The sequence below is a fragment of the Streptomyces sp. NPDC014894 genome, from assembly GCF_043080985.1.
Taxonomy (GTDB): Bacteria; Actinomycetota; Actinomycetes; order Streptomycetales; family Streptomycetaceae; genus Streptomyces.
On sequence record NZ_JBIBWD010000009.1, the window covers coordinates 240832 to 262414 of the forward strand.

The window sequence follows — 21583 nt, forward strand, 5'->3', positions numbered from 1 at the left end:
CCATGAGCACCCCCGCGCCGGAAGTCGCCTCCCCGGACCGCTACGCGCCCGAGTTCGAGGTGCGCGTCGAGGGCCTGGAGATGGACCCCGCCACCAAGAACGACATCATCGACATCAAGGTGAACCGGGACCTCGACGAGATGTCCGGCTTCGATCTGACGCTCAACAACTGGGACGACGAGCGGCTGACGTTCAAGCACAGCGACTCGCCGAGTCTGCGGCTCGGCGGACGGGTCTCGGTCCGGCTCGGCTACGCCGACAGACTGCTCACCGTCGCCACCGGGACGATCAGCACCCTCAGCCCCACATTCACCGACGGGGCCTCCCCGACCGTCGCCGTCAGCGGAGTGGACGGACTGCTGCGGCTCAAGGACCGCAAACCGGCCGAGAACGAGGTCAAGATCTACCGGAATCTCCCCGACTGGCGGATCGCCGAGGAGATCGCCCGCCGCAACCATCTGCGGATCGAGGTCACCCGCCAGGGGCCCGCCCACGACCGCGTCGTCCAGAAGAACCAGGACGACGCGAGCTTCCTCATGGAGCGCGCGAAACGGCTGGACTTCGACTGCTACATCCTCCCCGACCCGGCCTCCGGCGAGGACACCCTGTACTTCATCAGCCCCACCGACGGCCGCGACGGCCGCCCCGTCCGCGTGTACCGGCTCGCCTACGCGCCCGGACTCACCACCGGCCCCACCGCGCTGCCCGCCGGACTGATCCCCAACCTGCTCGACTTCACCCCCACCCTCACCGTGTCCAAGCAGGTCGGCAAGCTCACCGTGCGCGGCTGGGACCCCCGTACCAAACAGCCGATCGCCTTCACCGCGACCGCGGAGAACCTCCCCGCCGGACAGAACACGGCCGACGGCCAGAGCGGACCCCAGGTCGCCGAGAGCACCCTCCAGGGCCGGCAGGAAGTCCTCGTCGACGCACCCGTCGGCAGCGACCAGGAGGCCCGCGAACTGGCGATCAGCCTGCTGCGGGAGCGGGCGTACGAATTCATCACCGCCACCGGCCGGATCGCCGGCCTGCCCGAACTGCGGCCCGGCGACAACCTGGAGATCTACGGGCTCGGGCGGCGCTTCTCCGGCACGTACTTCGTCAAACGCGTCGAGCACACGCTCAACACCAGCGGATTCTTCACCCAGTTCACCGGCCGGCGGATCCACCAGGGAGACCAGTGACCACCAGGACCACGCCCCGCGCCCGCTCCACCGACAAGCGGTACTACGGCGTCGTCGAGGCGCTCGTCGTGGAGAGCGACGGCGACGACGAGGGCCGCGTCAGACTGACGTTCCCGTGGTTCGACGGGACCACGGTCACCGACTGGTGCCGGGTCAGCCAGCTGTACGCGGGCAGCGGCTACGGCACGCTGTTCGTCCCCGAGAAGGGCGACGAGGTCCTCGTCGCCTTCGTCCACGGCGACATGCGCTTCCCGATCGTCCTGGGCGGCCTCTACAACGGCGCGGACAAACCGCCCACCGCCCGCACCCGGGGACGCGACCAGAAGATCGTCCGGACCCGCCACGGCCACGAGGTGCTCCTCGACGACGACGCCTCCCGGGCCGCCGTACGGATCACCTCGGCCGCCGGACACGTGGTGGAACTCGACGACGGAGGCAAGGAGATCCGCATCACCGCCGCCGACGGCGGCAGCGTGCGGATCTCCGCACAGGGCGACATCACCCTCACCGCGCCGAAGATCACCGTCGACTCGCCCTCCATCGACCTCGGCGGCGGCGCCACCGAACCGCTCGTCCTCGGCAACGCCCTGCTCACCGCCTTCAACACCCACACCCACCCGACCGCCGCCGGACCCACCGGCCCGCCCGCGCCCCCGCTGACGCCCGCCGTCCTCGCCAAGAAGGCGAGAACGGCATGAGCGAGGAGTTCCTCGGCGCCGGCTGGCGCTTCCCGATCCTGCCCGACGAGGCCGGACGGCTCGGCTACGCCGTCGGCGAGGAGAGCATCGAACACTGTCTGCGGGCGCTGCTCCTCACCGGCGTCGGCGAACGGGTCATGCGGCCCGACTTCGGCACCCGCGCCCAGGAGTCCGTGTTCGCCCCCGGCAGCGGGCAGAACCTCCGCGACCTGGAGAGCTCCATCGCCGAAGCGGTCCGCGCCCACGAGCCCCGCGTCGAGCTGGACGAGGTCCGCGCGGAGGCCGACCCCGCCGACGAGTCCCGGGTCACCGTCTCGGTCGTCTACCGGATCCGGCGCAGCAACACCCGGGCCAATCTCGTCTTCCCGTTCTACGCCGGTCTCACCGGGAGCACACCGTGACCCTGCCCGCGCCGAAGCTGGACGATCTCACCTGGGACGCCATGATGACGGCCGTCCGCCGCCGCGTCCCCGCCGAATCGGACGGGATCTGGACGCTGCACGCGCCCGCCGACCCCGGGATCACCCTGCTGGAACTCTTCGCGCATCTGCTGGAACAGCGGCTGTACTGGCTGGACCAGACGCCGGACGCGCTCGTCGTCGCCGTGCTGCGGCTCCTCGGCCTCGACCCGCCCCGGCCCGCGCGCGCCGCGGCCACCGTGCTCCAGCAGACCGCCGGCCCGGCCGACGGTTCCGGCGGTCCCCTCCGCGCCGTCCCCGTCGTCCCCGCCGGGACCGCGCTGTCCCGGGACCCGCTGGAGCGCGTCGTCTTCACCCTCGACGACGACGTGGCCGTCTGCCCGCTCGACCCCGGCGGCGAGATCACCGTGGAGACCGACCGCGACCGCACCGCCGATCTGCGGGCCCGCCGGGGAGTGCCCCTGCTCGCGAGCGACGGATCCGCCGCGCGGGCCCGGTTCACCCTCCCGCTCACCGGCGCGCTGCCCGCGCCCGGACCGCTCTCCCTCCTCGTCGAGATCGACGCGCCCGCGGCCTCGGTCCCGTCGTGGCTGCCCGGCGCGACCGAGGGCGTGCCCCCGCCCGCCCGGCTGACCTGGTCCTGGTTCCGGCCCGGCACCGATGTCACCGGCGCGTTCGAGGAGGTCGAGGACGGCACCGCCGGACTCCGCCGGTCCGGCGTCGTCCGGCTGCGCCCGCCGTCCGGCTGGACCACCCGCGACCGAGGACTGCTGCTGTCGACCCCGGCCGCGACCTTCACCGTGCCGCCCCGGCTGCTCCAGCTGGCGGTCAACGTCTCGGCCGCCCGCCACCGCCGGGAGCACACCGCCGACGGCGCCGACCTCGCGGCACAGCTCGGCGCCTGGCTGAAACTGCCGGGCCGGCGCCTCGTACTGCCCGACGCGGCCGGCCGTCTGCTCGAAGCCGCCCTGCGGCTCGCGGGGGAGGAGTGGCGGCCCGAACCGGACTTCACCTTCGGCTCGCCGACCGAACGCGTCTTCCTCCTCGACCGGGCCGAGGGCGCGCTCGTCTTCGGCGACGGCCTCACCGGCCGCATCCCCCGCCCGGACACCGCCCCCGGCGATCCGGCCCTTCCCGCGCCCGGCGATCCGCTCCCTCCCGTGCCCGCGCCCGGCCACACGGTCCTTCCCGCCCCCGACCGAACGGGCCCGGACGACGCTCCGGCGCCCGCCCCCGCCGCTTCCCGGGCGGGCGAAGCCCCGCGCCCCGACGCCGTACCCGCCCGCCCGTCGCCTTCCGTACCCGCCCGCCCGTCGTCTTCCGTACCCGGAGGGCCGTCGCCGGAGGTCCCGGCGGGCGGCGGTGTGCCCGCGTCGCCGGACCCGGGCTCGGCGTCCGACTGCCCGGACCCTGACGCTCCGGCCGACTCCCCGGAGTCCGGAGCGGTCGGGTCCGGTCTTACCGCTCCGGGTACGACGGGCCCTTCCGCGCCCGGCCGCGCGGGCCCGGGCGGCCGGAGCGGAACGCGCCCCGCCGGACCCGCGGCCCCCGACGTCCGCGTCGTGTACGCCGTGGGCGGCGGCCGCGCCGGGAACGGGGGGATCACCGGCAACTGGCTGCCCGTCGGGGACCCGCCGCCCGGGGCGGACGGGCTCGTGGCCGCCAATCTCGTCCGGGCCTCGGGCGGGGAGGAGCCGGAGACCGTCGCCGAGGCGCGCCGGCGCGCGGCCGGGGCGCTGGGCGAGGTGACCCGCGCGGTCACCGCGGACGACTACGTCACCCTCGCCCGGACGACCCCGGGCGTCGCCGTCGCCCGCGCCCACGCGTCCGTCGGCGAGCACCCCGGCCACCCGTGCGCCACCGTGCCCGGCGCGGTGACCGTGCGCGTCGTCCCCCTCGCGCCCAGGGACGACCCCGCCCGCGAGGACTTCGTCGCCGCCCCGCGCCCCGACCCGGGCCTGCTCGGCGCGGTCGCCGCCCGCCTCGGCGAGGCCCGGCTGCTCACCTCCGAGGTCTTCGTCCGCGCCCCGGACTACCGCGAGGTCGCCCTCCGGATCGACCTCGCGGGCGAACCGGCCGACCGCCCCCGGGCCTTCGCCGCGGCCGCCTCGGCGCTGCGCCGCTTCCTCGATCCGCTCGTCGGCGGCGAGGACGGGGACGGCTGGCCGTTCGGCGAACCGCTGCGCCCGTCCGCCCTGCTGCGGATCGCGCAGCGGGCCCTCGGCCGGCTGGCGGACGTCTCCGGCGTCGCCGTCGGCCTCGACGGCGACGAACCCGGCGACACCTCCGCCGAGGTACGGCTGCGCCCCGGCGAGCTGCCCGTGCCGCGCACGATCCGCACCCGGGTCGTGCCCGCCGCCGAACCGGGGGAGGGGCTGTCATGAGCGACGCGGTGTGGTGGGAGCGGGACGCCCCCGCCGACGCCGAGGGCCGGCTCGTGCCCGGCCCCGGACCGACCGGCGTCCAGCCCGAACCGGCCGACGCGACCCGGGAGACGGCCCGGGCCCGCGTACGCGCCCGGATCGCCGGATTCACCCCCGACTGGACCGATCCCGACCGCCAGGACGCCGGGGTCGCGCTCGTCCGGCTCTTCGGCGCCCAGATCGAACCCGTGCTCACCCGGGCGAACCGGCTCCCCGAGAAGATCCTCGCCGAACAGCTCGCGACCGCGGGGGTGCGCCGCCGGCCGGCCGGAGTCGCCGCCGCCCTGCTGGAGTTCACCGTGAGCCCGCCCGACGGCGCGTCCGTCCTCGTCCCCGCCGGCTTCCAGGCCGCCGCCTCCGGACCGGCGGGCCAGGTGATCTACGAGACCGACCAGGACCTGTACGCGACGCCCGCCACGCTCGCCGCCCTCGCCGCGGAGGAGTCCGGACGGCTCGAACCGCTTCCGCTCGGGCCCGCCGGGCCCGGCCGCCCCTTCCCGCCGTTCGGCCGTGACCCCGAACCGGGCGACGCCCTGTGGATCGCGCTCGCCGGAGCGGCCGGCCCCCATCCGCGGCTGTCCCTGGGCTTCGTGACCGCCGCCGCCCCGCCCGCGCCCGCGGCCGCCGGCGGCCCGGCGCCCCTGCCGCCGCTCGCACCGCTGCTGCGCTGGGACGCCCTGGACGGCGACCGCTTCGTACCCCTCGGCGTCGAACGCGACGGCACGGACGGACTGCGGACGGACGGAACCGTCGAACTGAGCGTCCCCCGCTCCTGGCGGCCGGGGAACGCCCCGGGGCTGCCGGGGCCCCCGCTGCGGTGGCTGCGGGTGCGGATCGCCCACGGCGCGTTCGCCCGCCCCGCGCCGGTCCTGCGCGGGCTGCGGCTGAACACGGTCGCCGCCACCGCCGCCCGCACCGTGCGGAACGAACCGCTGCGGCCGCTCGGCAACCCCTCGGGGGCCGCACGGACCATGACGCTGAGCCAGGTCCCGATCCTCGCCGGGTCGGTGGTCGTCGAGGTCGACGGCGACCCGGGCGACGATGTGTTCGGCACCGCGACGGCGGGGGCCGCGTCCCGGTGGCGGGAGACCGAGAGCCTGGCCGGACACGGCCCCGACGACCGGGTGTTCACCGTCGACCACGAGACGGGCGAGATCGCCTTCGGCGACGGAGTGCACGGCGCGGCCGTCCCGGCCGGATTCCGCAACGTCCGCGCCGTGCGCTACCGCGTGGGCGGCGGCGCCGCCGGAGCCGTACGCGCCGGAGCCGTCAGTGCCGTGGTCACCGCGCTGCCCCACGTCACCGGCGTCACCAACCCCTTCCCGGCCTCGGGCGGCTCGGACCACGAGGGCGACGCCGACGCGATCCGCCGGGGCGTCGGAGAACTGCGCGCCCGGGCCCGGGCCGTGGCCCCCGCCGACTACGGACTGCTCGCCCTGCGCGCCCCCGGCGCCTCGGTGGCCCGCGCCCACGGCGTGCCCGGTCTCCACCCCGAGTACGCGGGCGCGCCCATCCCCGGCGTCGTCGGCGTCCTCGTCGTGGCGTCCCCGTCGGGCGACCGGGGCGCCGAAGGGATCCCCGACCCCACCGCCGAGACGCTGCGCGCGGTCGCGAGCCATCTCGCCCGGACCGCCGCCCCGGCCGGCGTCACGGTCGTCGCCGCCGCCGCGCGCTACCGCCGCGTCGGCGCCGAGGCGCGTCTCACGCTCGACCCGGACCAGGACCGCGCCGGCGTGCTGGCCCGCGCGGCCGGCGCGCTCACCGGCTACCTCGATCCGCTGCGCGGCGGCGAGGACGGCGCCGGCTGGCCGTTCGGCGGCGCGGTGCGGCACACCGCGCTCCTCCGGCGGCTGCTGAGCGTCGACGGAGTCCTGGCCGTGTCCCGGCTCGCGCTCGTCGTCGAGGGGGAGCGGCTGCCGTCCGGCGCCGACCACGCGCTCGCGCCGCACCATCTCGTCCGGCCGGAACGCCCGTTGCTGATCCCCGTGGGAGACCGGCCATGACCTGCGCACCGTCCGCCGCGACCTTCCGGCTGCTCGACGCCTTCGTCGGCTGGGACCAGCAGGAGTCGCACGGCCTCATCGGCTTCGACGACCCCGCCGGGGTCCGGCTGGCCCATCGCGGCCCCGAACCGGAGGGCCCCGCCAGGAGCGGACTGCTGCCCTGGTTCCCCGACCGGCGGCTCGCCCCGGGCCGCACACCCCGCTCCTGGTACCTGCTCGCGCCCGGCCGGCCGTGGCTGCTGCGCCGGGACGTCTGCGGGGAGGGCTGGCTCCCCGTACGGCCCGCCGGCCGCGCGCCCGGACCGCCGCGCGGCGCGGTGTCGATCGCCGCCCGGGGGCGGCGGCTGGCCGTGGTCGAGTCCGGCCGGGTCCGGGTGTGGCGGCGCGAGGGCGATCAGCTCGCGGGCGAGATCTCGCTGCGGGGAGCGCGCTGGGCCGCGCCCGCGCCCGACGACGAGGTCCTGATCGCCTGCGAGGGCGACACGGATCTGCGGCGGTACAGCTCGGCCGGCCGATTCCGGGGACTGCTCCGCACCGGCGTACGCGGCGAGATCATCGGTCTGCGGTCCGGCCCCGGCCGGACGGTCTGGCTGCTCGCCGACGACGGCGGCCGGCTGCGGATCCACCGGGGCGGCCCGCGCCGCCCGTTCACGGCCGTCACGGCCGGCGAACTCGCCGCCGCCCTGCCGGCCGGCGCGCTCGTCCTCGCCGACGACGCCGGATTCTGTCTGCGCGAGCGCGGCCCCGACGCCACCGCCGACCGCTGCTTCGACTGGCGGGGCCGGCCCCGGGACGCCCCGCCGCCCGACCCCGCCGACCGTGTCGTCTCCGGCTCCGCCCTGACCCGTCTGATCGACAGCGGTGTCTCGCGCTGCCGCTGGCACCGGGTCCGCGTCGACGCCGACCTCCCCGCCGGCACCGCCGCCGCCGTGCGGATCGTGGTCTCGGAGGACGGCCGCTACGAGGCCGCCGACTGGCAGAGCGCCCCTCCCGGCGTCACCGACTTCCTCGTCGACCAGCCGCCGGGACGCTTTCTGCGGCTGCGGCTGAGCCTGTCGGGCGACGGCCGCGCGACCCCGGCCGTCCGCCGGATCCGGCTGGACTTCCCCCGGACGACCAGCGCCGACCTGCTGCCGCCCGCGTTCCGCCAGGACCCGGCCGCCGACGACTTCACCGAACGGTTCCTGTCGCTCTTCGACGCCTCACTGGCCGAACTCGACCGGGTGATCGAACGGTATCCCGCACTCCTCGACCCCGCCGGAGTGCCGGACCGGGTGCTGCCCTGGCTCGCCGGACTGCTCGGCCTGTCCTTCGAGGCCGGCTGGGACGCGCCCACCCGGCGCGCGCTGCTGGCCGCCGCCCCGGCGCTGTACCGGCGGCGGGGCACGCCCTGGGCGCTGGCCGAGGCGGTGCGGATCGTGTTCGGGGCCGTCCCGGTCATCGACGAACTCGCCGCCGATCGCCGCTGGGCACGGATCCGACAGACGGCGGAAGCCACCGGACCGGGACTGGGCGCGGTCCGGCTGTTCGGCCGGTCGGCGAGCCGGTTCCGGCTGGGCGGCTCGGCGCTCGGCGCGGCTCCCCTGCACTCCTTCGGCGATCCCGAGGGCGATCCGCTCACCGCCCACGCGCACCGGTTCCGCCTCCTGCTGCCGGCCGGCGCGGCGGACGAGCGGGCGCTGCGGCGGCTGGTCGCGCGGCAGGCGCCCGCGCACACGGCCGCGTCGGTACGGACCGGCGGCGCGGGATTCGTGGTCGGCTCCCGGTCCGCGGTCGGCGTGGACACCGCCTTCGTCCCCCTGCCGCCGCCCGTGCTGGGCGGCGAACGCCCCCTTCGGCTGAACCGTGACGGGGTGCTGAGACCGGGGCCGCGAGGAGCGCGCCACGGGGTGATCGCCGGAGTCGTCTCCGGCGTCGGTGTGCACACACAGGTCTGGTGAGAGGACAGGGCGATGACGGAGCCAGGGACACGGCCGGCGGGGTTCGACGCACCCCCGCTGCGCAGACTGCGGTACTTCCACGGCCAGATGCTGGGAGCCAGGGACTTCCAGCGCGAACAGGACTACCACCGGGAGAAGCTGAAGCTGCGTCTGCGGGCGCTGCTGGGCCACGGAGTGGTCTGCGGACTGCTGGTGGAGCCGGCACCCGGCCCCGGGGACGGCTGCCCGGACGGCCCCGGGCAGCCCGCCCCCGCCGACGGGCCGCCGGACGCCGAACCCTTCGAGGCGCCGGACGGTTCCGGGTGGGACGGCCCGGGACGCCCCCGGCGGCGGGCCGTCGTACGGATCACCCCCGGCCTCGCCGTCGACTGCGACGGCCATGAGGTCGTCGTCCGGGGCGGCTGCGCGGTCGACCTCTGGAAGGCGCTGCCCCCGGACGAACGCGACACCGACACCGTCTGGGTGGGCGTCCAGTACGGCGAACGGCCCGTCGAGCCCACCCGCGCCGTCTACAACGACGGCTGCGCCGACACCGCCGACCACGAGTTCGGATGGACCGAGGAGTGCTACACGGTCCGGGTGACCGGCTGCGAACCGCCCAAGGAGGAGCGCTGCGACGCCTGTTGCTCCCGGTGCGAGCACACCGTGCTCTGGCTGGCCAGGATCGACGGCGTCCGTCCGTACGAGCCGGTGCGCGCCGACCGGATCCGGATGGACGTCCGCCGCCCGTTCGGCCGTCATGTCCCCGTCGTGATCACCGGAGTGAGCTGGCGGCACGGCCACACGTACACCGTCGAGGAGGCCCGGGCGCTGCTCGGCACCCACGACGAGAACGGCGGGCTCCTCGTGCGGTTCTCCGACGGCGTCCGGGCCGACACACTGCGGCCCGGAGTGGTGGAGATCCAGGTGATCGAGGGAGGCGCGGGCCGCAACGCCTCCACCTGGTACATGGGCGGCGCGTTCACCGAGCCGGACGGCTCGCGGGAGTTCACCGACCGCTTCCGCTACCGCCAGACCACGCGCGAGACGCTCCAGGACGGCGACCGCGTGCTGATCAGCGTCCGCGCCGCCTTCCTCCTCGACCGCTGCTGCCGACCGGTCGACGGGACCAACGTCGGCGGGCGCGTCCCGGCTGTCGCCGCCGGGACGGACACCTCCCCGGACACCGGCGCCGACACCGGCGCGAGCCCCGACGCCGGGCCCTGCGCCCTGCCCCCGTCCGGATACGGCCCCTGGACCTCGGGCACCGGATCGGGCGGAGACGTCTTCGAGAGCTGGTTCTTCGTGAAGGAGCGCTGATCATGGGAACAGGATGCGGATGCGGCTGCGGGGGCGACCCGTCCCGCTCGTCCCCCTTCGTCCGGCCGCGCTTCTTCGCCGGACAGCTGCTCACCGAGGACGACCTCGGGCTGCTGATCGACTACACGACCGCCAAGAACAGGCTGCACAACCGGTCGCTGTACGGCCCCGGGGTGGTCTGCGGCCTCGAAGTCGCCTGCGACCCCTGCGGCGGCGGCGCCGTGCTGGTGCGGCCCGGCCACGCGCTCGACCCCGACGGCCGCGACATCGTCGTCCCCTGCGCCGAACGCGTCGACGTCCGGGCGCTCGTCCGCGAACAGCGCGTCGCCGCCCTCGGCGTGGACTGCGGCGACCCCTGCGAGGACGGCGCACCGCGCCGCTACGGCCTCTTCGTCCGGTACGAGGAGAACCAGATCGAGCCGGTCACCCCGTACGCCACCGAGGAGCCCTGCCCCTCGCCCGGATGCGTCCCCTCCCGGCTCCAGGAGGGATTCCGCTTCAGCGTCGGCCCCGACCCGGGCCACCGCCGCGGCCACGACCCCGGCGCCCGGCTGACGGCCGCCCTCGGCGACCCGGCCCGGGCCGACGACGCCCGCCGCCGCGACCGGCGGCTCGGACAGTACGCGGACGCCCTCCACGCCGCCTCCCTCGCACCCGGCCGGACCTTCCGGTTCGACGCCTCCGACGCCAAGCGGTACGCCGACAGCCTCGCCCTGCTGCGCGCCGACGGCGACACCGGGCCCCCGGCCCCGGCGAAGGCCCGCGCGACCACCGAACAGGTACGGGCCCTGGCCTCCGCCGTCGCCCGCTTCGACACCTACGACCCGGCCGGACGGGACCGGCTCATCGGCGAACACCCCGACCTCGCCCGAGCGGCGGACGCCCGCGCCGTCCTCGCCGCCGCCTGCGACCGGCTCGCCGGAACCGACACCGAGGCCGTCTGGCCCGACCCGCTCCGCCGCTCGATCGCCCGCGCCGTCGTCACCGAGACCCGGGCCCGCGTCGTACCCGGCGAAGGAGCCCCGGACGCGCCGCTGGAGCTGCGGCTGATCGCCCAGGGCGCCCCCCTGAGCCACGCCCTGCGGACCGAGTTCCGCGGCGACCTCGCCCTCATCCGCGCATGGCTGCTGGGCCGGCTCGACCTCCTCCCCGCCCGCACCGACTGCGCCCTCCCCGCCGACACCGCCCGGATCGACACGCCCCGGCCGCTCCCCGCCCCGCCGCCCGGCAGCACCGAACCGGTCACCGCCGTCGATCTGCGCCGACTCGCCGAGGCCGTCGCCGCGCTGACCACGGCCGTCCTCCGCTTCGTCACCGACGCCGCCTGCTCGGCCACCGTCCCGCCCTGCTCCGACCGCACCGGCGCCGACATCCTCCTCGCCCGCGTCGAACTCGACGACTGCGACGTCGTCCGCGTCTGCTTCGCCGCCCGGGAACAGGTGCTGCCCGGCGGCTGGGCGTACGGAGCGTGGCTGCCCCGCCTCCACCGCGTCCGCGAACTCGCCGAACGCCTCTGCTGCCGGCCGCTGCCCGAATACCGGCCGCCCGACATCCCCGCCGAGGGCCCGGTGCCCCGGCCGTACGCCGAGGCGCTCCTCGACGACCCGACGCCCACAGGCGAACTGGCGGAGCTGCTCGCCCTGCTGCTCCCCACCGCGCCCGAGGAGCCCCGGCCCGCCGCACCCGCCGAACCGGCCGGCAGCCCGGCCGAACTGCGCCTGCTCAGCGCCCGGGTCACCGAACTGACCGCCGCCCTGGACGGGCTGCGCGCCCAGCTCGACGGCGTACGCGAACAGACCGGCCCCCGCCGCGAACAGCCGCCGGAACGCCTCGGCCCGCGCCTGGAGCGCCTGGCCGACGCACCCGGCGGACAGCCCGGCCCGCCCGCCCGGAAACCCCGCGCCCCCCGTACCCCGAAATCCGGTGAGACCACATGACCGCCCCGACGCGCCCCGTCTTCCACGAGGGCCAGATCCTGTCCGCGGCCGACCTCGCCGCCACGGTGGAGTACGGCCGCGCGGCCGCCGCCCGGCACGCGCTCCACCTCCACGACTGGGGCGTCGCCGAAGGGCTCGGCCTCACCGCGGAACCCCGCACCGACCCGCTGACCGGCGCCCGCCATGTCGAGGTGAGCGTCTCGGCGGGCGTCGCCGTCGACGGAGCCGGCCGCGAGATCGTCCTCCCCGACCCGGTCGTGCTGCGGGAGAGCGACTTCGACGACGTCAACGGCGCGGACCGGCCGACCGACGAGCCCTACCCCGTCTTCCTCACCGCCGCCGACCGGGACCCGTCCGCCGCCGCCCGCGCGGACGCCTGCGCGGCCCCCGCGGCCCCCACCCGGGCCGAGGAGTCGTACCGGATCCTCTTCGGACGCCTCGGCGACGAACTGCTCGTCGCCGAACAGCGCCCGCCCGCGATCGGCGCGCCCCCGGCCGACCCGCCGCTCCGCATGCTCGTCCTCCTCGGCTACGTCCGCTGGACCGACGGCCGCTTCAGCGGCGTCGAGACCGCCGCCCGCGGGGTCGCTCCGCGGTACGCGGGCGTCCGCGCCGACACCGTCTCGGCCCGGTCGGGCTCCCTCACCCTGCGCACCGCCCGGACCGCCGAGGAGGGCGAACCGGCGCTCGTGCTCACCGGCGGCGCGGAGCCCGGCCTGGTCGTCGGCCTCTACCGGGGCAGCGGCACGGTCGCCCCGCTGATGACCCTGGAGGCCAACGGCAATCTGACCATCGAGGGCAGCTTCAGCGGCCGGACGGCCACCGGCGCGACCCCTGTCGTCTCCGGGACCGCCACCGACGGAATGCTGCTCCCGCTCCCGGCGGGCGTCACCCCCGAACAGATCGCCGACGGCCGGGCCGTCCTCCACACGCGTCTCACCCCGCGCGCGCCGACGACCACGACGGACTCCACCCTGCACAGCCCGGTGGAGACCGCCGCGGACCCGGACCGCCGGGTGCGCTGCCGGGTCCGCCTGTACGACCCCGTCGCGCCCGCCGCCGAGGTGACCGAGCTGCCCGGCGCGGTCGACTTCCTCGTCCTCGCGACCGTCGCCGCGACCGAAGGCGGTGGCTGACGATGACACTCTCCGCGGTGTACGTGGCCGACACCGGCCATGTGGTGGGCGCGCTCTCCCTGACCGGGGCCGACGCGCCCGCCGATGTGGCCGCCCTCGTCGGCGGCGCGCTGCCGGTGCGGGTCTCCCTCGGCGGCGGCCGCACCGTGACGCTGTCGCTGCCCGCCCGGCGACTCGCCGTCCTGGCCGCCGACGACGAACCCGGCGTCCTCGCCGACCCGCTGGCCCACGGCGTCGACCGGCCGGCCGAGGGCGCGCCCCGGCCCGCGCTGCTGCGGCTGGCGTCCTGGAGCGAGGGCGTCTCCCTGGCGGGCGACGGTCTCACCGTCACCCTGCCCCTCGCCGTGAACCGCGCCGCCCCCGTGGTCGCGCTGATCTCCGACGGGCAGGACACCCGTCTGCTCGCGGGCGAGATCCCGGAAGGGGCCGCCGGAGTCACCCTCCCGGTGACCCTGCCGCCGGGAAGCGAGCACGGCGTACTGGTCCTGGTCACCGGCTGGGCGGGCCGGCTCCTCCGCACGGCGGTGCGGTGAGCGCACCCGACGGGCGGACGCCCGGCGAGATCACCGTCCACCGGTGCACGGTGACCGTGGTCCGGCGCGGCGGATGGAGCTGGGGACCCGACCCCCGGCGGCTGGTCGACCAGGCCCTCGAAGCCCTCCCGGACCTGCTCGCCGACCACTTCGCGGAACAGCTGACCGCCGACGGACCGGACCGGGAGATCACCGGGCCGGTCACCGTCACCCTCCGGACCGGACCCGGCCGAGGAGCGCGGAGCGCCCCGCCGTCCCTCGCGGTCCACACCGGCACGCGGCCCATGACCGGGTCCGGAGCCGGGCCGGGGGCCGTGACGCCCGCCTCCACCGCCGCCGCGCCCCCGGCGGAACCCCGTACGGCCGGATCATTCCCCTGGACCCCGCCGCCGCCCGTCGCGCCCCTCGACCTCTTCGCCGAACTCGCCGAACGGGGCGAACTGGAGGCCCTGCTCGCCCTGCTGCCGCCCGAGACCGTACGCCTCTGTCTGCGCGCCCTCCACGGCCCCGGCGCGCCCGACGACAGCCGGCGGCCGGCGGACTCCGGCCCGTCCGCCCCCCAAGACGGACGGGGCCCGGCCGGGACGACGGACCCCGACGGCCCCGGCGCCCGTACCGAAAGCGCGGCCCCGTCCCCGGGCCGACCGCACACCGCCGCCGACGACCCGCCGCCGGCCCGGCCGCCCGCCGACGCGCCCCCCGCCACCGGTCCCGACCCCGTGCACCCGGCCCGGCCGCCCGCCGAAGCCGCCCCGGCCGCCACCGACCCCGCGCGGACGCCCGCCGCCCGCGCCGCGCCCGGCGAACCCGACCTCCGCGCCCGGCTGCTCGCCGCCTTCGCCGCCACGGCGGACCCGGCCGGCCCCACGGACCTCGCGGACCTCCTCGCCGTACCGGCCGGCGCGCACCCCCCCGACGGACCGCCCGCCGGCGGACCCGGCGCGGGCCCCGGCCGTACGCCCGGGGCCCGAGCGGTCCTGGGCCCGACGACGGGAGAGGCGCGGATCCGGTCCGTGCTCCCCTTCCTGCTCACCGGGCCGCTCGCGCGGATCGGCCACCTCGACGCCCTCGGCCCCGCCCTGGCCGCCGTCGAACTGGCCGACCAGGCCCCCCTGTACGCCGCCGCGCTCGCGTACAAGGTCCTGGGCACGACCGGCCGGGGCTGGCGGCGCGACGAGCGGGACCGCGAGGCCGCGGCCGCCTTCGCCGGGCTGGAACGGCCCGTCCCCGAAGAGCGGCTGACCGACTTCGCCCGCCTGGCGCGCCCCGCGCTCCCGCTGCTCGACGCGGTGCTCGCGCTCTCCGTCTGCCGGGGGCACGACCCCGCCGACCCGCTCCTGATCACCGGCGCGGACGACCGGCTGCTGCTCGTCGACGCGCAGGGCGGCTTCCCCGTCGCCTGGGCCCGGCGGGCGGCGGAACTCCTCCCGTACTGGCGGCACTGCGGCCGCCCGACCGTGCTGATCTGCGACGGACCGCTGCCGCCCGGGACCTACGGCGAACTCGCCGCGGCGGGCGTCCCGTTCCTCACCGCCGTACGGCCCCTGCGCGGCGACCCGGTCGCCAGGCTGCCCGGACCCGCCGCTCTCTGGGGCCCCCGGGGCGTACCCCCGGACCGCGGGTCGGCCGCGGCGCTGCCCCACCACACGGAACGCCTCGCCGCGCTCGTCCGCGCCCTCGTCACCGAACGCCGCGCGGCGCCGCTCGCCGACGACGGCGGCCTGGAACGCAGCGTCGCCCTGGCCGCCGCCCTCGGACTGAGCACCATCGCCTGGACCCTCTGGCGCGACCGGGAGACCCCGGACCCGCTGACGGCCCTGACCCGCTTCGCCGACCTGGACGCCACGGTCCGCTTCGGGCCGGACGCCGTCCGGGTCCGCGTCCCGCTGGGACGGCGGCACGCCGATCTGCTCCGCTCCGGACTGCTGGCCGATGTGCCCGACGTGGTGTGGCTCGGCGGCCGCACCCTCACCTTCTCAGGGGGATGACCGCCATGAACCCTCCGGCGATGGACCATCTGCGGATCCGGCTCGCCCGTCTGCACCGGGCGCTGCGGACCGCCGTCGCGCACCGGGCGGAGACCACCGCCCGGCTCACCCGCCCGGATCTGGTCCCGTACTGCGTCACCGACGAACAGGTCGCCGTCCTCCTCGACGAGGCGGACGCCCTGTCCGAGTCCCTGCCCGAGTCCCCGACCGGGCCGTACGTCTCGGAACCGTACGACTCAGAGTCCGCGGAACCGGACGCCGACGCCGAACGGGAGCTGCGCCGCCGCGCGTCCGCCGACGGCACGACCCTGCCCCTGGACGCGCTCGCCGCCCGGTTCGGACTGACCCGCGCGGACCAGGACGCGCTGCTGCTGGTCGCCGCACCCGAACTCGACCGTGCCTACGAGCGGATCTACGCCTACATCGTCGACCACCTCGACCGGGGACTGCCCAGCGTGGAACTGCTGGTCGCCGTCGGAGCCCGCGCCCCGGCGGCACGACTCGCCCGCCGCCGCGCCCTCGGCCCGGCCGGCCCGCTGCGCCGCTACGGACTGCTGCGCCCCTACGGCGAGGCCCCGGTCGAACTGGCCCGGGAGCTGGTGCTCGCGCCCGGCGTCCTCGAATTCCTGCTGGGCTGGGGCGGCGACGCCGGACTCCTCGGCCACGACCCCGGCGAGGTCGTCCGGCCCGAATCCCCGACGCCCTCGCCGTTCCCCGCCTCGGACCGGCTCACCCGCCTCGGCCGCGCGCTGGGCTCGGGCGACATCGACCTCGCCGCGCTCTGGGGCTGCCCGCCCGGCGGCCAGGCCGACGCCGCGCTGGCCCTCGCCCGCGCGGCGGGCCGCCCCCTGCGGGCGCTGGCCGCGGACGCCGAGGAGGATCTGCGCACGGCGGCCGCCCTGGGCGCGGTGCTGTGGATCCCCGCCGACCCGCTGCGCGGCCCGTCGGGCGAACGGCCCGCCGGCGAGCTGACCGCCGTGCTGCTCCGCTCCCGGGCGCCGGTCTGTCTGACCGGCCTGGAGCCCTGGCGGCCGCCGGGACTGCTCGCCGCGCGCTCGTACGCCGAACTGACCCTCCCGCCGCCGGGGCTGACGGACCGGCGCGCGATGTGGTCCGCCGCCGTCCCCCAGCTCGACGGGGCCCGGCTGGAGGATCTCGCCGTCCGCTACCGGATGAGCGGCGGCGAACTGCGCGCGGTCGCCTCGGTCGCCCGCGCCGGGGCCCGGGTGGCGGGCGACGGCCGCACGGAGCCGATCGCCGACCATGTCGAACCCGCCGTCGCCACCGTGACGCGCGGGCGCGGCGGCAGCGCCGTCCACGCGATCGTGCCCCGGCGCGCCGTCGGCGACCTGGTGCTGCCCGAGGCCCAGTCGGCGCAGATCCGGGAGATCGTCTCGGCCTTCCGGGTCTGGCCCAGGATCGCCGAGAGCTGGGGCTTCGCCCGCCGTTCGGCGCACGGCGGGGTGAAGGCGCTGTTCACCGGCGAGCCCGGCACCGGCAAGACGATGTCCGCCGAGATCGTCACCGGCATGCTCGGCCTGGAGCTGCTGAAGGTGGACCTCTCGCGGATCGTCTCCCAATGGGTGGGCGAGACCGAGAAGAACATCGAGGCCGCCTTCCGGCAGGCCGAGGAGAGCCATGCCGTCCTGCTGTTCGACGAGGCCGACGCGCTCTTCGGCAAGCGCGGCGAGGTGAAGCACGGCACCGACCGGTACGCCAATCTGGAGGTCGGCTATCTGCTCCAGCGCCTGGAGGCGAGCGACGGACTGGTGATCCTCACCAGCAACCTCAAGGACAATATCGACCCGGCGTTCACCCGGCGCTTCCACTTCGTCGTCCACTTCCCCCGTCCGGCCGCCCCCGAGCGGCGCAGACTCTGGCGGCTGGCGTTCCCCCCGGAGGCTCCGCTCGGGCCCGAGGTGGATCTGGACGCCCTCTCCCGCCTGGACATGACCGGCGCGGGGATCAGCGCGGCCGCCCGCACCGCCGCGCTGGCCGCCGCCGACGGCGGCGGCTCCGAGATCGGCATGCGGCACATCGTGCGCGGGGCCGCCCGCCAGTTCCAGCGCGAGGCCCGGCTGCTGCGGCCGGGGGAGCTGGGACGGTACGCGGAACTGCTCGGCGAGGACGGCTGACGGGGAGGGACGGAGCCGTACGGGACGCTGCCACGGGGAGGGACGGAGCCGTACGGGACGCTGCTACGGGGAGGGCGACGGCGCGGGGGCGGGCCCGCGCCGTCGCTCACGTCTTCTTCGGTCCGGGCGCCGGGGCCGGCCCCGACTTCGGCGTCACGTTCGTCCGAGCCGTGGACTTGGCCCCTGCCCCTGCCCCCGCCTTCGCCTTGGCCTTGGCCTTGGCCTTCGACACGGACGTGGACTTGCCCTTCCGCTCCGGACCCGGCTCCTTGAACACCTCGTCGAGGACGGCCGTGGCGATGCTCGGATAGGTGATGATCAGGGACTCCCGGGAGAGATAGGGGCGTTTCATATGGTCGGCGACGGACGACTGGCTCCCCCCGGTCACATCGACGGGGATGTCCCGGTCGATGTCGTTGACCAGGAAGTCCGGCACGCTCTGGCCGGGCTTCCTGTTCCCCAGGGGCTTGATGTTCGCGACCCCGCGCACCTGATCGGCGACGTATCTCTCGATGACCCAGCCGACGAACATGGAGCGCAGATACGGGACCTCGTGGCCCGCTCTGAGCATGCCGCCGCGCAAGCCGGCCCTGAACTCCGCCGCGGACTGCCCGCCGCCCGCCCTGGCCGCCTTCCCGATCTTCCTGAGGCTCTTGATCGCCTTCTTGCTCACGGCGTCCTGGTCCCCGGCCAGGATGTTGTAGTCCCGCCCGGAGTCCGCCCGATAGTCCGCGACCACGTGGAAGGCCGAGCCGGCGATGCTGTCCTTCCCCTTCCACACCGGGTAGTCCTTCGACTCGGCCGTCGCGGGACCGAGTGAGGCCGGGGCCTTGAACACCGTGTGTCCGGTGACGTTCTTCTCCCCCTGGATCCCGGCGGCCACCGCCTTGATGACGTCCCCGTACTTCCCCGCCCTGTCGTGCCGCCGCGCCGCGGCGACGATATAACCCCGGACCTCCTTCTCCAGCTTGGCGCGGTCCCCGCCGAGGAGTTCGTCCGTGAGGTCCTTGGTCCCGAAATCGCTCCCGTAGGCGACGATCCGCTCCCTGAGCTCGCGGAACGCGTCGGCGAACCCGGGGTACTGGAGGAGCTTGTCCGGCTTCTTGCCCTTCTCCTTGGCCGCTTCGGCGACGATCGACTCCACGGTCCTGGCGGTCGCGACGATGGTCCTGAGCGCGGCGATCTTCGCCTGCTTCCGCGGATCCTCCGCCTTCGCCCGCTCCAGTTTGCCGATCAGCTTCCCCGCCTTGCCGCGCACGGAGCCCACATCGCTGGCGAGTTCGACGCCCCGGCCGGGCGTCGCCGTGAGGGTGTGCCCCTCGCCGCTCATCGACAGACTCGCGCGCTCGGCCGCGAGGGGGCCGCCCTGGGCGGGTCCGGGCCGGGCGCGGTCCGGCGGGCGCTGTGGCCGGGCCGCGCCCCCGCCCCTCCTCCCGGCGAGCGAGGACCTGAGCTTCGCCCACAGCCGCCGCACCAGACCGATGATCTTGTCGATGACCCAGTCCACCGCCCGGTTCACCGGCCGGGCCATGGCCTGGACGATCTGCTTGACCCGGGCCGCGACACCGCCCACGCCCAGCAGCGCCGCCAGGAATCCGAGCAGGGCCGGGATCGACCGCGCCAGCGCCTTCTCCACCAGGGCCGGCACACCGCCCGAGCCGCCCCTCGCGATCGCGATGACCGCGTCCAGGACGGCGTTCACGAACTCGATGATCCGGCGGCCCTGGGTCACCACGAAGGTGACGATGTCGATGATCAGCTTGACCGCGCGGACGAACGCCGACGCCGGGTTGAGCAGGGACAGCAGCCAGGTGATGCCCGCGGTGACGATCGTCGGCGTCACATACTCGACGACCTTGTCCATGAGGTTCTTGCGCAGATCGCCGACGCGCGCCCTGAGTTCGTCCCACATGCCCGCGACGCCCCGTCTGCGGACCTCGGCCACCAGGGGCACCGCCGTCTCGGCCGCGGCGACCGCCCGCTCCGGCACCCGCCGGGTGATCCGCGCCCGGATCGAGGGCCAGGTCAGCCCGAGCATCGAGGCGAGCATGCCCAGCACGCCCCGGGCGTCGAACTTCGCCGGGATGTGGATGCCCGCCTCGGCGGCCCGGCCCAGCAGCCAGGACAGCACGCCCTGCCGCAGATGCGTCCCGATGTTCCTCAGGAACTGCCGAAGACCCGCGCCGACGGCGGCGACCAGCTTGCGCAGGAAGCCGACCGGGTCGCCGAGGATCATCATGACCGCCTGGGCGGCCTTCGCGAGGACCGCCAGCAGCAGTCGCTTCAGCTCCAGGATGGTGTCGATGACGCCCTTGACCGCGTCGACCGCCTTGGCCACCAGCCCCTTGTTCTTCTCCCGCTCCGCCGCGATCTCGTCGTCCACGGACTTGAGCGCGTCGGTGTACCGGGTGGCGAGTACGTCGACCAGCTCGGTGCCCTTGTCGTCCACCGACTGGGTGAGTTCGGCGAACCGGTCGGAGAATTCGGCGGCCACCTCCCTGCCGACGGCCCGCAGCTCCTCCGGCAGCCCGAGGACCGCCCGCCGGATCTCCTCCCGGCCCTGGGCGATCCGCCGCTTGGCCCGGTTCAGCTCCGCGCCGATCGTGGTCGCGACGTCCGAGATCACCTGCCGCATCCGGCGCAGATAGCCGTCCCGGGCCTGGTCGAAGAGCCGGTCCGCCTCGGCGGGCAGCCCGGCGAACAGGTCCTTCACCCAGCGCGCCGCGCCGAGCGGGCCCGAGTACCGGCGGTCCTTGTAGTCGTCCATCTTCCGCCGGTGCTCGGCGGTGAACGCGTCCCTGGCCTCCTTCTCCCCCTGGGCGAACTGCTCGTCGACCCGTTGGTCGAGGCCGCTCAGCACGGACTCGACCTCGGTCTTCATGGTGTCGAAGACGCCTTGCAGGATCGCGGTGACCCGGGCCCGCCTCTCCTCGTCCCGGCCCTTGGCCCCGGCCTTGCCCGCGCCGACCCGCTGCCCGGCCAGCGCCCGCTGGGCCCCCATCGCGCCCATCGCCGCCGTACCGGTGCGCCGCGCGTCCGCCGTGGCGGCCCGCAGCTCGCCCGTCTCGTGCGCGCGCAGCCGTCCGGGCGCGGCGGCGGAGTGCCGCTCGGCGGCCCGCTTGCCGCCCAGCGCCTTGGTGAACGCGGGCTCGTTGGCCCGTCTCAGCTGCGTCTCGGTGACCTTCGCCTCCGCCATCTCCCGGTCGACCCGCTCGGGACCGGCGGACAGATCGGTCGCCGAGGGGGGCAGCCGGTCCGGGACCGCCTTCCCGGGATCGGGCGCGGCCGGCGCGGCGGGCGGCCGGTCGGCGGTCAGCGGGACGACGGTCTTCGGCACCGCCGCGGAGGTGTCCGGCGCGGCGGCGGTCGTGTCCGCGATCTGCTCGGCCGACGCCTCCCGGCCCTCGCCGACCTTGCCGTGCACCTCGGCGCGGACCTCGTCGGCCTTGCCCGACTCGGCGAATCCGTCCGCCTCGTCCAGATTCTTCGGAGCCTTGTCGGCGATCGCCTTCTCGACGGCCTTGATGAAGGCGTCCTTGTCGAACTCCTTCGGCCGGGCCTCGTTCATCTTCTCGGCGTTCGCCGCCTTGCCCTGCGCCTGGACGTCGTCGCCGGGCGGCACGGCCGCGTTCTGCGCCGCCGCGGCCTCCGCGCGCGGCGGCGGATGCGAACTCGCCACCGACCGCCGCTTGCGCCGCACCTCCTCCTTCAGCGCGGCGAACTTCGGGTCGGCCCCGGGCCCCGGGCGCGCCGTCCCCGCCGGGGCCGACGACCGGGCCTCCGGCTCCGCACCGCGCGCCGCCGCGACCGCTCCGTTCCCGACCGCGTCCTGCGCGGCGGACACCGCCCGCGCCCCGCCACCGGCCGCCCGCGCCGCCGTCCCCCCTG

General features: G+C 76.3%; 13 protein-coding genes. 12 read left to right on the forward strand and 1 reads right to left on the reverse strand.

Annotated features, from left to right (window positions below; genetic code table 11):
• Positions 1–2: 2 nt before the first annotated feature.
• The 12 genes from ACF089_RS22740 to ACF089_RS22795 are packed head-to-tail and all read left to right on the forward strand — an operon-like array spanning position 3 to position 17695.
• Positions 3–1184 (forward strand): phage late control D family protein, encoded by a 1182-nt coding sequence (locus tag ACF089_RS22740; protein ID WP_392029317.1) that lies wholly within the window; start codon positions 3–5, stop codon positions 1182–1184.
• Positions 1181–1882, forward strand: coding sequence for a phage baseplate assembly protein V (locus ACF089_RS22745; protein ID WP_392029319.1), 702 nt, complete (start codon positions 1181–1183; stop codon positions 1880–1882). Before ACF089_RS22740 ends, ACF089_RS22745 begins: the two co-directional genes overlap by 4 nt.
• Positions 1879–2283, forward strand: a complete 405-nt coding sequence (locus ACF089_RS22750; protein ID WP_392029321.1) for a GPW/gp25 family protein — start codon at positions 1879–1881, stop codon at positions 2281–2283. Before ACF089_RS22745 ends, ACF089_RS22750 begins: the two co-directional genes overlap by 4 nt.
• A complete protein-coding gene (locus tag ACF089_RS22755) occupies positions 2280–4685 on the forward strand; it encodes a baseplate J/gp47 family protein (RefSeq protein WP_392029323.1) in 2406 nt (801 codons plus the stop codon). Before ACF089_RS22750 ends, ACF089_RS22755 begins: the two co-directional genes overlap by 4 nt.
• Positions 4682–6727, forward strand: a complete 2046-nt coding sequence (locus ACF089_RS22760) for a putative baseplate assembly protein (protein ID WP_392029325.1) — start codon at positions 4682–4684, stop codon at positions 6725–6727. Before ACF089_RS22755 ends, ACF089_RS22760 begins: the two co-directional genes overlap by 4 nt.
• Positions 6724–8667: a phage tail protein gene (locus tag ACF089_RS22765; protein ID WP_392029327.1), complete on the forward strand. Its 1944-nt coding sequence runs from the start codon at positions 6724–6726 to the stop codon at positions 8665–8667. The genes ACF089_RS22760 and ACF089_RS22765 overlap by 4 nt, the downstream gene beginning before the upstream one ends.
• A gap of 12 nt (positions 8668–8679) precedes the next feature.
• On the forward strand, positions 8680–9966 hold the full coding sequence (locus tag ACF089_RS22770) for a hypothetical protein (protein WP_392029329.1): 1287 nt from the start codon (positions 8680–8682) through the stop codon (positions 9964–9966).
• A 2-nt stretch (positions 9967–9968) separates the two neighbouring features.
• Positions 9969–11903 carry a hypothetical protein gene (locus tag ACF089_RS22775; RefSeq protein WP_392029331.1) on the forward strand — a complete coding sequence of 645 codons (1935 nt, stop codon included), beginning with the start codon at positions 9969–9971 and terminating at the stop codon, positions 11901–11903.
• Entirely contained in the window at positions 11900–13039 is a 1140-nt protein-coding gene (locus ACF089_RS22780; RefSeq protein ID WP_392029333.1) for a hypothetical protein, read from the forward strand. The genes ACF089_RS22775 and ACF089_RS22780 overlap by 4 nt, the downstream gene beginning before the upstream one ends.
• A gap of 2 nt (positions 13040–13041) precedes the next feature.
• Positions 13042–13572 (forward strand): hypothetical protein, encoded by a 531-nt coding sequence (locus ACF089_RS22785; protein WP_392029335.1) that lies wholly within the window; start codon positions 13042–13044, stop codon positions 13570–13572.
• Entirely contained in the window at positions 13569–15560 is a 1992-nt protein-coding gene (locus ACF089_RS22790) for a hypothetical protein (protein ID WP_392029337.1), read from the forward strand. Before ACF089_RS22785 ends, ACF089_RS22790 begins: the two co-directional genes overlap by 4 nt.
• A gap of 5 nt (positions 15561–15565) precedes the next feature.
• Positions 15566–17695, forward strand: a complete 2130-nt coding sequence (locus ACF089_RS22795) for an ATP-binding protein (protein ID WP_392029742.1) — start codon at positions 15566–15568, stop codon at positions 17693–17695.
• A 106-nt stretch (positions 17696–17801) separates the two neighbouring features.
• Here ACF089_RS22795 and ACF089_RS22800 read toward each other — a convergent pair whose 3' ends face one another.
• Positions 17802–21539: an HPC2 multi-domain protein gene (locus ACF089_RS22800; protein ID WP_392029339.1), complete on the reverse strand. Its 3738-nt coding sequence runs from the start codon at positions 21537–21539 to the stop codon at positions 17802–17804.
• Positions 21540–21583 lie beyond the last annotated feature (44 nt).